We start from the raw sequence: 10,988 nt of genomic DNA, 5'->3' as shown, positions 1-10,988 counted from the left end.
AATGCGAGCGCAAGCATCGGACCGAAAACCACGAACGCTACGAGATAACTTAAAATTTTCCAAAACTTGCGACTTTTCTTAAGCCGTTTGCGCTGTTTTTCTAACTCTATGACGGTTTTAATATCCACGCCAAACCTCTATTTATTAAATTTAACGGCGCAACTTTACGGCACAGCGTAAATTTACGCCAGATATGGCGCGATTTTGGTGCGTACTGCTTGGATCTCGCTAAAATTTACGGCTCCTTGCGCGAGCTGCACGCTCCGTTTGTTCGCCACACCTTACCTCATTTTGCCCCGCTTGTCTCGCTCCGCCTTGCGCCCGTTAAGACGTCCAAATTTTTTCATTCAACTTTAGAATTTTTACGATTTGCAGCATCGCATCCAGATCGATTTGTATCTTGCTCGCGAGCTTATCACCGCGTATTGGCCTATTTAGATCAGGCTCAAAGCTATCGTATAGACGAGGTATTTTTATATAAATTTTGTTTTTTCTGAAGCTAAGTTCAATGTATGATTTCGTAAGCATTTTTAAAAATAAAATTTTCTCCATCAGCGCCGGCGTTAGCACATACGCAGCGGCGAGCGGGTCTTTCGCATAGACCGCGAAGGATTTGTCGAATTTTGCGTTATCCATCTTGCGAAGCCACGCATTGCTTTCGGAGGCGAAGGTTTGCAGCTTCGTTATGCTGGGGAGAATAAAAACATCAGATCCGATCTTTTTATGAAAATCCGCCACAAAAAAAAGACCCTGGAACGGTTCAATGTATTTCTTTTTAGACGCCAAAACCAAAAATTTTTTATCGAAGTCTTTTGATAGCCAAATATCGCCGAAGCTAAAATCTACGCCGTCTATGTTTCCGAATATCAAATCATCTCCGCCAAAGTTCGCGTATTCTCCAAAAAGCCCGCTATGCTCAATATCTTGTTCCAAAGCTACGGCACCAAATCTGTTGTATTTGTATCCTAGATTTTCGACGTAGGGTGCTATGTAGAGGGCTTTGTATTGTAGCGCGAATTCTCGCGTTTTGACTTTGTAGGTTTTTTCGTAAAAGAACCCATATGCAAAGTACAGCATTATTAGATCAAATAAAATTTCCGATAGCAGCTCAAAAGATATTTTCTCTCCGCGGACCTTGTATATCATCAAACAAATCAGCGGGATAAATATCGCACAGGCTTTAAGCAGGCTTATTATTTTCCATTTTATACGGCTTTGCAGCAGCTTGCGGCGCTCTTTTTCCAAATTTACGATAGTTTGTACGTCTAGCAATTTTTGATCCTAAATTTCACTGCTTGCGGCAAGATAGCTCAAATTTAATATTAAATTTAAGCGGGCAAAGCTAGGCCTAAAGCTCCCCGTTAAATTTCAGCAGTTCGTTTGCATACGCTCGCACGCTCGCATCCACCGCCGCAAGCGCGTCCGCATCCGTCACGCTAGGCGAGTTAAATTTCTCCGCGCACTTCAGCACGACGCGCGCAATGTCGGTGAAGCGGCAGCGCTGCTGCAAAAACGCATTTACGCCCGCTTCGTTTGCGGCGTTGATGACGACGCCTAGATCGGGGTTTTCTAACAGTGCGTCTTTGAGGGTAAAGATTTGAAATTTCATCTCGTCGATCGGTTTAAATTCTATCGGTCGCAGGGCGCACAGATCCACGGGCGCGGTGATCTGCTCGCGCACGTCGCCGCTAAACATCGCGTGCGCGATGGCTAGGCGCATATCGGCCCTGCTAATGTGCGCCGTCGTAGAGCCGTCTGTGAATTCGACTAGCGCGTGGATCTGCGAGGTGCGCTCGATGAGCGCATCGATCTCGCGCGTGCCGTAGAGCCAAAACGCCTCGATCACCTCAAAGAGCTTATTTGCCATCGTAGCGCTATCGATCGTGATCTTCGCGCCCATCTTCCAGTTGGGGTGTTTGAGGGCGTTTTGCGGCGTGAGCGAGCCCAGCTGCGTTAACGGCACGTCGTAAAACGCGCCGCCGCTAGCCGTGATGATTAGGCGAGAAACGGGGATTTTGGCGTTGCTAAGTAAAAATTTCAGTCCGAAATGCTCGCTGTCGATCGGGTAAATTTTATCCGTTTGCAGAAATTTCCCGCCGACGACGAGGCTTTCTTTGTTAGCTAGACAGAGCCTTTTGCCGAGCTCTTGGGTTTTTAGGCTGGGCATCATACCCGCAAAGCCTACGAGAGCGTTTACTACGGTCGTGCTTTTGCACTCTGCAAGCATCTGCAAAATTCCATCCGCGCCGCAAAATACGCGCTCGTGATCTACCTCGCTTTTTTGCTGCGCGTCCGCGATACAGACGAGACGAGGGTGAAATTTTGCGATCTGTTCGTTTAAAAGCTTGATATTGCGCCCGCAGCTAAGCGCTTCGATCATACTGCCGCTACGCGCGGCTACGTCTAGGGTGTTTGTGCCGATAGAGCCCGTGGAGCCTAAAACTACCATGAATAGACTATCGCCATCGCGATTGCGCCGAACATATAGCCGTCGATGCGGTCTAAGATCCCGCCGTGTCCGGGAAAGAGCGCGCCGCTGTCTTTAAGACCCGCCGCGCGTTTTAGGTAGCTTTCAAACAGATCGCCGAATACGCCAAAAATTGCTATGATGATGGTTTTGCCTAAAATTTCAAGCGGCGGCATATTGGTAAAGATGCGCGCATAAATGAGGCTAACTATAAGCGCGAGCGCTAATCCGCCTAGCACGCCTTCTACGGTTTTATTCGGCGAGCTAGCGCTTAGTGGAGTTTTGCCGAAGGCCCTTCCGATAAAATATGCGCCGCTATCGCTAGCTACGATAATGAAGATCAGCCAAACGAAGTGAAAAACTTCCCCAAAATCATCGTAAGCCGCCCACATAAAAAATATCGGCGCAACGGGATAGATGAAAGGAAGCGTGATCTTTAGGCTAGGGCCCTTGGTAAAGGCTACGACAGAGGCGACGCATAGGATCATCAGGATGCTAACTTTTAGCGCTGAGACGAAGGGCTCATCGGTCTGCGTAAATGGTAGCAGCGCAAAAAACGCGATCGCCAGCGCGAGCCACTTTTTGCTAGTTTCCTCTAGACCCCATAATTTGAGGCTTTCAAAAAACGCCAGCACGAGTATCAGCGCAAATACGGCGAAATTTAGCCACCTAGCGTTTATGAGAATTAGAGCCAAAAATACGGCGAGTAAAATGCTTGCCGTGATTATTCTTTGCTTCATAGAATTTCCTTGGAATTTATTTTGAGCAATTATATCGCAAGCTCGCTTATTACGGCTTTAAAACGCTGATTGTTTTAAAATTTACGTAGTTTACGAAAGCACCTTCGTTGATTTTGACATTTTGACGTTTGGTGTAATCGACGAGATATTTTCCGCTGCCGCTTGCACTGAAGCTCACGCAAATTTTAGCGGCGAATTCAATCACCTCTTCGCTTAGACTTTGTTTATTTGTCTTTACGATGACGTGTGCGCTTGGAGTGTCCTTAAGATGAAACCAATAGTCGGATTTGGAGCTATTTTTTAGTAAGAACTCATTGCCTTTTTCGTTTTTACCGACGCTGATTTTAAAATCCCCGAGATAAAAGCTCGCTACATATTCGCTATTTTTTTCCTTGCTTTTTTGCCTAATTTGCGTGCGCTTAGGCATTAGAATTTCGATCTCGTGTGCGTCCTGTGCGGCAAGGACGAGCGATTTTAAATTCTTGTAAAACGCGAGTTTCTCCTTTAAATTTTGCTCTTCGATATGGATATTAGCAGCCTTTTGGCGCAGACGCTTTGCCTCGGAGTAAAGCTCGCCCAAAGTGGCGCTTGCAGGCTTTTGCAGTTTAAATTCTACCGCTTCGGCGTCTCCTTTTTGCAGCGTAAATTCTCGCGCGCTAGTTGGAATTTTATAGATATTTTCTTTTAGCAAGGCAGCTTTCGCACCTAAAAGCTCGGCGCTTCGCAGTAGTTCAGCGCTGCTTTGCAAAGAGCCTAAAGCCTCGCGCACCGAGTCTAGCTTTTTATTTAGCGCCGTGATTTTTGCGGATTTGAGCGAGTTTAAGCGATCCGCATTTAGCGCGTTAAATTCCGCGCGAAAAAATGCTTTAAAGTCCGAAATTTTTGGCACGGGGGCTTCTTTAATATTTGCAGGCGGCAGATGGCGAAGTTTTCTTCCTACCTTAATCTGTCTAAATTCCGTCTCGAAGTGCCGCAGCGCCTCTAGAATCACATCGTTTTCATCGGTGATTATTACGTTGGTAAATCGCCCGGTAAATTCGAAGTAGATATTTGAGCTTTGGGTTTTGTAGCTTGCGTTTTGGCTTACGCTAAGGTATAGAATTCTATTATTTTCTGGCACGCTAACGGAGGTAATGCGCGATTTTACGAAGCGCTTGGCAAGTAACACGTCAAAGGGCGCCGCGTAAACCTTACCTTCGGTAAAAGCGTCATTTTCGTGGATATTGCAGCCCGATTTATTCATATCAAAAAACAGTGTCTCGTTGCCGTCAAAGCAGACTTTAAAAAGGTTATCTCCTACGCGCTTAATGTGCGAAAGGAAGCGTTTGGCGCGTAGATACTCGCAAATTTGAATTAAGTTTTGATACTTCATACGCGTTAAAATTTCTCTTTATGGATTTTGGCTAAATTTAACTTCTGCAGATCGTGCGGGCTCGGGCGCTGTTGCGGCACGCCGAGAGCCAGTATCGCTTCTGCTTTGAAATTTGGCGGAAAGCCCAGCGCCTCGCGCAAAAACTCCTCGCAGCTGCGTCCGTCCGCGGCGGCACGCAGCCTTACCTGTACCCAGCAGCTGCCGAGATTTAGCGCACTTGCGGCAAGGTGCATGTAGCCTAGCGCTACCGAGCAGTCCTCAATCCAGACGTCCTGCTTCTGCTCATCTGCGATCACGACGATCGCGGCCGCGGCCTGTTTTAGCATATTCGCTCCGCTGCTACGGCACGCGCTTAGCCGCTCAAGCATCCGTTTGTCGCACACGAGGATGAACTCCCACGGGCGGCGTGTATGCCCCGACGGCGCAAGCAAGCCCGCTTTTAAAATTTTATCCAGCGCCTCGTCCTCAAGCGGCGTATCCGTATATTTTCTTACGCTTCTGCGGTTTGCAAAAATATCTAAAATTTCCATCGTCTCGCTCCTTGCGGCTCAATTATACATAAAATTGCAAAAATTTATGATTTTTTAGCTAAAATCGCGCAAATTTAACCGATACGAAGGAGATTTTATGAAGCAGACGATCACGGAGAAAATTTTTAGCGAGCACGTGGGCGAGGCGGTTTTTGCGGGACAGATCATCGAAAGCGCCATAGATATGGTCATCGGCAACGACATCACGACGCCGATTTCGATCAAGCAGTTTGAGCTTAGCGGCGCGAAAAAGCTCGCCAACCCGGACGGCTTTGCGATCGTGATGGATCACTACATCCCTACGAAGGACATTTTAAGCGCAAACCAAGCTAAAATTTCACGCGAGTTTGCTTACAAGCACGATTTGAAAAATTATTTCGACGAAAAGGATATGGGTATCGAGCACGCGCTGATGCCTGAAAAGGGGCTCGTAGTGCCCGGCGACGTCATCATCGGCGCGGATAGCCACACCTGTACCCACGGCGCGCTGGGGGCATTTGCGACCGGTATGGGCAGCACCGATCTAGCTTTCGCGATGATAACGGGCAAGAATTGGTTTAAAGTACCTCCTACGATCAAAGTGATCTTTCGCGGCAAGCCCGCGCCGCACATCTACGGCAAGGATCTAATTTTAGAGGTGATCCGCCTCATCGGCGTGGACGGCGCGCGCTATAAGGCTTTGGAGTTCTGCGGCGACGCGCTTAAGCATCTGGATATGGATAGTAGATTTTCGCTTTGCAATATGGCGATCGAAGCGGGCGGCAAGAGCGGTATCGTCGCGGTCGATGAGATCACGAAGGAATTTTTGGCAGATAAAAATTTGCGCGCTGAGCCGAAATTTCACTACTCCGACGAGGGCGCGAACTATGAGCAAATTTTGCAGATCGACGTTAGCAAGCTTGATCCGGTGATTGCGTATCCGTTTCTGCCTAGCAACGGCAAGAGCGTGCGCGAGGCGGTGCGCGATGATATCGCCGTCGATCAGGTCTTTATCGGCAGCTGCACCAACGGCAGGCTCTCCGATCTGCGGATCGCCGCGCAAATTTTAAAAGGTCGCAAGGTCGCGCGCAAAACCCGCCTCATCATCACGCCTGCGACGCAAAAAATCGCTCTGGCAGCGCAAAAAGAGGGGCTGTGGGATATTTTCGTCGAAGCGGGCGCAGTCGTGAGCAACCCGACCTGCGGCGCGTGCTTGGGCGGATATATGGGGATTTTGGGCGTGGGCGAGCGCTGCGTAAGCACGACTAACCGAAATTTCGTCGGTCGCATGGGCGACAGAACGAGCGAAGTATATCTGGCAAACTCCGCCGTCGCCGCAGCTAGCGCCGTCGCAGGCAAGATCGCCGACCCGAGGGATTTGTAAGTTTAGAAAGCCGCCTTTTATTTTAATCCGCTTGCGTCGTAAATTTTAAGGGATAAAATACAAAATTCGATAGCGTCGTAAAGCTTGGCGAGTATAAAAAAATGGTGAGGACGGCTGGCTTTGTTGTTGAAATTTTGCGGCGAAATTTCACCTCGCCATCTACAAAATTTCTTCATTATAAATTCCGCTTTCACCCACCGCGAGGCTTTGTTATTAAAATCTTGCGGATTTTAAATGCCACTATCGGTGCAATCACGTAAATTTTGAAATTCTACTTGGCAGAGTTTTACTTTAACAAGTGCGTTAGAGTAAAATTTATGCTTAAAAAATGCCGACGTGCAGAGTTTAAATTTAGGTTTCCGCTTCGCTCGGCTTGTTTGTGTAATAAGTAAAATTTCAAATAGATATCCCATTGGCGCTTACATTGATAAGTACCAAGCGTTCGCCTAGGTTAAATTTTAAAATTTAGAGCCGAAAGCCTACGCGTAAATTTAACAAAACCGCCGTAAATTTGAGCAAAATTACAGCGGTATGTTTAAAATTTAAGGCGCCCTACGCCTCCAAAATCGCTCCGTTGCTAGCATTTGTTACCAGCTTGCGATACATTCGCAGCCAGCGGTACGGTAGTGGTTTTTCAATTGGCTTAAATTTAGCCCTGCGCGCAGCGATCTCGGCTTCGCTTAGGCGTACGTTTATCGCGTATGTATCCACGTCGATGTCGATGATGTCGCCGTCCTCTAGCAGTCCGATCATACCACCCTCGGCAGCTTCGGGACTCACGTGCCCGACGCTTAGCCCCCTAGTCGCGCCGCTAAACCTGCCGTCCGTGATCAGCGCCACGTCCGCACCCAGACCGCGCCCCATGATGAGCGACGTTGGGCTTAGCATCTCCTGCATGCCAGGGCCTCCGCGCGGCCCTTCGTAGCGGATGACGACTACGTCGCCTTTGTTTACCTTGCCGCTTGAGATCCCCTCTATCGCCTCGTCCTGGCTGTTAAAGCACACGGCCTTGCCACTAAATTTGCGCTCGCCGATGATGCCCGCGGTCTTGATGACGCAGCCCTGCTCGGCTAAATTTCCAAACAAAACCGCCAGCCCGCCGACCTGCGAGTAGGCGTTTTCGACCTTGCGGATGACCGATTCGTCCTTTATGACGCTAGCTCCGACACGCTCGCCCAGGCTTTCGCCGCTCACCGTTAGCGCGTCTAAACCCAGTAGTCCGTTGTCGCGGTGCGAAATTTCGTTTATCACGGCGCTTAGGCCGCCCGCGCGGTCGATGTCCTCCATATGCACGTTTGGTAGGCTCGGGCTGATTTTGGCGATATGCGCGATCTTGCGGCTGATCTCGTTGAGCCCTGCGATCTGTAAATTTACCCCAGCTTCGCGCGCGATAGCCAGGATATGCAGCACGGTGTTGCTGCTGCCGCCCATCGCCATATCGACTACGAGGGCGTTTTGGATCGATTTTTCGTTCACGATGTTGCGGATTTTGTATTTTTCATCGAGCGCGATTTGGCAGATGCGACGTCCAGCCTGCCTGATAAGCTCCTCGCGCTCCGGCGTAAGCGCCGGTACGGTGCCGTTGCCTTTTAGCGCGATACCCATCGCTTCGCACAGCGTATTCATCGAGTTTGCCGTAAACATCCCCGAGCAGCTGCCTCCGCTCGGACAGGCTTTGCACTCGATCTCTTTTAGCTCCTCTTCGCTAATCTCTTTGGTTTCAAATTTACCCACCGCCTCAAACGCCGTAGATAGGTCGATCGGCTCGCCTTTTTTAGTGTAGCCCTTTTTCATCGGACCGCCGCTAACAAAAACCGTCGGCACGTTCACGCGAAGCGCGCCCATCACCATGCCTGGCACGATTTTATCGCAGTTTGGCATGCAGACGAGAGCGTCCAGGGCGTGCGCATTCATCACCGTTTCGATCGAGTTTGCTATGAGCTCGCGGCTAGGCAGGCTATATAACATCCCGCTGTGTCCCATCGCGATGCCGTCGTCCACGCCGATGCAGTTAAACTCAAAGGGTACGCAGCCGTTTTTGCGGATCTCGTCTTTTAAAATTTCGGAGTATTTGTTGAGGAAAAAATGCCCCGGGATGATCTCGATGAAGCTGTTTGCCACGCCGATAAATGGCTTTTCAAAGTCCTCGTCCTTTAGCCCTGTCGCTCTTAGCAAGCTTCTGTGCGGCGCGCGCGTATAGCCTTTTTTGATGATGTCGCTTCTCAAATTTGATCCTTTTTAATTAAATTTTTTGTGCCGATTGTAACTAAATAAAACTAAATTTTCCGCTCGGTTTTGAAAATTTCATTTATGCTTGAAAAAACATATTTTTCAAGCCCTTGTGGGATGTGCAGGTCTTTATTGTAGTAGGCGAGTTTTACAATAATTTTATTGTCATTAAATTCTAAATTTTTACCGCCGAAAATCGTTTCAAACCCATTTGCTTTAAATCTCGCACCTTCGCCGTGTTTTAGACCTTTTGGGTCGACGAAAACTATCTCGTAAATCTCATCTTGTTTTAGCCAAAATATGAAGTCGGGATAAAATTTACGCCAAATTTGCTCTTCTTCATCAAAATACGGCACGTAAATTTCATCTACGTTTTGAACTATTTTACAAAAATTCCATTCAAAGTCATCAAGCGCTTTTGTATGAGTCTTTAAATCTTTCAAAAATTCTATCTCGCTTTTTTCGCTTATTGCATATACTATTTGCGCTTTATTATCGGCATCTATCACAAGTGGATTATAGTAATGGCGAGCCAAATTAGCATCTAACTTAAAGCCTAAAATTTCACAATCCTTTTTATTTTGTTTTATTAAACTAGCAAACTCTCTCGACGTAATTTTTTTGCTTTCTAACTCATCTATAAGCTCATCTTCACTTTTAGATTTCAATAAATTTAAAATCGCTTCGTTAATCTTTGATATTTCGTCTTTGTCAAACGTCGTGCTAAATTTTGTAAAATGAGAAATTTCATTTTCAACCTCTTTAAAACCTTTTAATTTTTTACTTTTAAATTTACGGAATTTATCTATTTCGCATAGTGCAAATTTCGGGTTTTGAAATTTTTCGGTCGCTCCACTAATTTTTATAAATTTTTCGTCTTTTTTAAGCGTTTTATTTATTGTGCTAAGTCCTAAATCGGGACTTTTTAACTCCGAGCTAAGTAGTAAAACGTCCAAATCGTAAGAGTTTATAAACTTGTTTAAATTTTTATAATCGGGGCGTGAAATTACATAGGGCTTTGATTCGCAGACTTCATCTTCGTATTGAGGTAAAAGTAACGGCTTGATTGTCTGCGATTTTTTAAAACCTTTTAAAATTTCACCGGTTTTAAATTGCTCCAATTCGCTCAAAATAGCCTCTATCGCTTTTGGGTCACTAGCAAAAACAAAAAGTGTTTCTGGACCACTTGCAAGCTCTTTTAACCTCTCTTTTTCATCAAATTCCAAAGCTGCAAATTTACTCGTGTATCGCAAACGCTGTCGTTCGTTTTTAAAAGGTTCGATTCTAAGGCCTCGTCCTATCGTTTGCGTTACGTATTTTTTGGCCGAGCGCGAGCCTATATTTATAAAACTTATCAAATTTACGCGGTTACTATCCCAGCCCTCGCTAAAAACTTTGCTTCCGAGCATTATATTTATCGGAGAATTTTGCTCGTTAATATGTGCGAAAAAACCGCTATCTACATCGATTTCACTTTGCACGCCAAGCTCGTTTAGATACTCTTTTTTCCAGCCTTTCGTATCGCCGATGTTTAGTAGCATAAAGGGCTTACCGGCGTTTTTACTTTTAAATGCTACCTCTTTATCATTGCCTTTGATTATGCAAGCCTCTAAACTTGAAATACCTTGTGCGTAAAATAGCTCTTCACGCATAGTTTTTGCATCGATATTTTTAACTATTTTTATAAATCCATCGCCAATTTTCTCGCCGCCGAAAATAAATTCAAGCTGATTTAAAATTTGGACTAAATTTTCAACTATTTTAGGGATATCTACGTCGTTTGTTAGCACCTTGCAAATAGCCTCAAAATACTGTTTTATGCCGGCATCCTGCGTATTTACTTTGTCCGATACAGCGATGATTAGCGGCGCATGATAAAGGGCATCTGATAATCTTCGCGAAATTCGGCGATTTGAAATTTTAATCGACGTAAAGATTATAAAGCTTTGCAAAATTTGCTCTAAATCATCTAAATTTAGCTTATTTTCAAATATCGCGATATTTTTGCCATAGCCTTGGTTGTTAAATTTTTGTAAATTATAGTTAAATGCGCAGGTTTTTAGATCAATTTCGTCCGTGAAAGTCGCGCTAAAATTTAAGATAAATCCGCGAGGGAATTCGTCTTTTTTACCGCTTGCCAGTTCGTTTATGTAGCCCTTTCGCACGGAATCGGTGCTGTCCCCTTTATGTGCTTCGTCTAGTAAAATATACCAGCCGTTTTCATTTTTAAAATTTGCGTAATTTAGCCTTTTGCCTGCATCTTTTTTACTCGTGTTTTCGGCACTTT

At 46.1% G+C, this 10,988-nt stretch carries 9 protein-coding genes; 1 reads left to right on the top strand and 8 read right to left on the bottom strand.

Translation table 11 applies throughout. The annotated features are described in order from the left end of the window. Positions 1-324 precede the first annotated feature (324 nt). The 5 genes from Q0605_RS09980 to Q0605_RS09960 form a co-directional block, all read right to left on the bottom strand. Positions 325-1,272, bottom strand: a complete 948-nt coding sequence (locus tag Q0605_RS09980; RefSeq protein WP_298706662.1) for a DUF3137 domain-containing protein — start codon at positions 1,270-1,272, stop codon at positions 325-327. A 76-nt stretch (positions 1,273-1,348) separates the two neighbouring features. Beyond that, positions 1,349-2,449 (bottom strand): 1-deoxy-D-xylulose-5-phosphate reductoisomerase, encoded by a 1,101-nt coding sequence (gene dxr / locus Q0605_RS09975; RefSeq protein WP_298706660.1) that lies wholly within the window; start codon positions 2,447-2,449, stop codon positions 1,349-1,351. Further along, a complete protein-coding gene (locus tag Q0605_RS09970) occupies positions 2,443-3,207 on the bottom strand; it encodes a phosphatidate cytidylyltransferase (protein WP_005872778.1) in 765 nt (254 codons plus the stop codon). Before Q0605_RS09970 ends, dxr begins: the two co-directional genes overlap by 7 nt. 49 nt (positions 3,208-3,256) lie before the next feature. Beyond that, entirely contained in the window at positions 3,257-4,579 is a 1,323-nt protein-coding gene (locus Q0605_RS09965; protein ID WP_298706658.1) for an NFACT RNA binding domain-containing protein, read from the bottom strand. 5 nt (positions 4,580-4,584) lie between these two features. Continuing rightward, on the bottom strand, positions 4,585-5,109 hold the full coding sequence (locus tag Q0605_RS09960; protein ID WP_298706656.1) for a nitroreductase family protein: 525 nt from the start codon (positions 5,107-5,109) through the stop codon (positions 4,585-4,587). Positions 5,110-5,206: 97 nt separating this feature from the next. Between Q0605_RS09960 and Q0605_RS09955 the strand changes: the two genes are divergently transcribed. Then, a complete protein-coding gene (locus Q0605_RS09955; protein WP_298706654.1) occupies positions 5,207-6,472 on the top strand; it encodes a 3-isopropylmalate dehydratase large subunit in 1,266 nt (421 codons plus the stop codon). Between the two features lie 17 nt (positions 6,473-6,489). Here the strand turns inward: Q0605_RS09955 and Q0605_RS09950 are convergent, their stop codons facing one another. From Q0605_RS09950 to Q0605_RS09940, 3 genes are all read right to left on the bottom strand, one after another. Then, positions 6,490-6,648 (bottom strand): hypothetical protein, encoded by a 159-nt coding sequence (locus tag Q0605_RS09950; protein ID WP_298706653.1) that lies wholly within the window; start codon positions 6,646-6,648, stop codon positions 6,490-6,492. Positions 6,649-7,024: 376 nt separating this feature from the next. Continuing rightward, entirely contained in the window at positions 7,025-8,698 is a 1,674-nt protein-coding gene (gene ilvD / locus Q0605_RS09945; protein ID WP_298706651.1) for a dihydroxy-acid dehydratase, read from the bottom strand. 50 nt (positions 8,699-8,748) lie between these two features. Continuing rightward, the coding region (locus Q0605_RS09940) for a hypothetical protein (protein ID WP_298706649.1) at positions 8,749-10,988 on the bottom strand (2,240 nt) is incomplete at its 5' end.

This window comes from uncultured Campylobacter sp., from assembly GCF_938017705.1.
GTDB lineage: Bacteria > Campylobacterota > Campylobacteria > Campylobacterales > Campylobacteraceae > Campylobacter_B.
This window is presented reverse-complemented; position numbering and strand designations above follow the sequence as displayed.

What these genes read in the sequence shown, in the direction of transcription:
- Q0605_RS09955 (WP_298706654.1), top strand. Translation starts at nt 5,207, where the DNA reads ATGAAGCAGACGATCACGGAGAAAATTTTTAGCGAGCACGTGGGCGAG.
- Q0605_RS09950 (WP_298706653.1), bottom strand. Translation starts at nt 6,648, where the DNA reads ATGAAGAAATTTTGTAGATGGCGAGGTGAAATTTCGCCGCAAAATTTC.
- Q0605_RS09965 (WP_298706658.1), bottom strand. Translation starts at nt 4,579, where the DNA reads ATGAAGTATCAAAACTTAATTCAAATTTGCGAGTATCTACGCGCCAAA.
- dxr (WP_298706660.1), bottom strand. Translation starts at nt 2,449, where the DNA reads ATGGTAGTTTTAGGCTCCACGGGCTCTATCGGCACAAACACCCTAGAC.
- Q0605_RS09960 (WP_298706656.1), bottom strand. Translation starts at nt 5,109, where the DNA reads ATGGAAATTTTAGATATTTTTGCAAACCGCAGAAGCGTAAGAAAATAT.
- Q0605_RS09970 (WP_005872778.1), bottom strand. Translation starts at nt 3,207, where the DNA reads ATGAAGCAAAGAATAATCACGGCAAGCATTTTACTCGCCGTATTTTTG.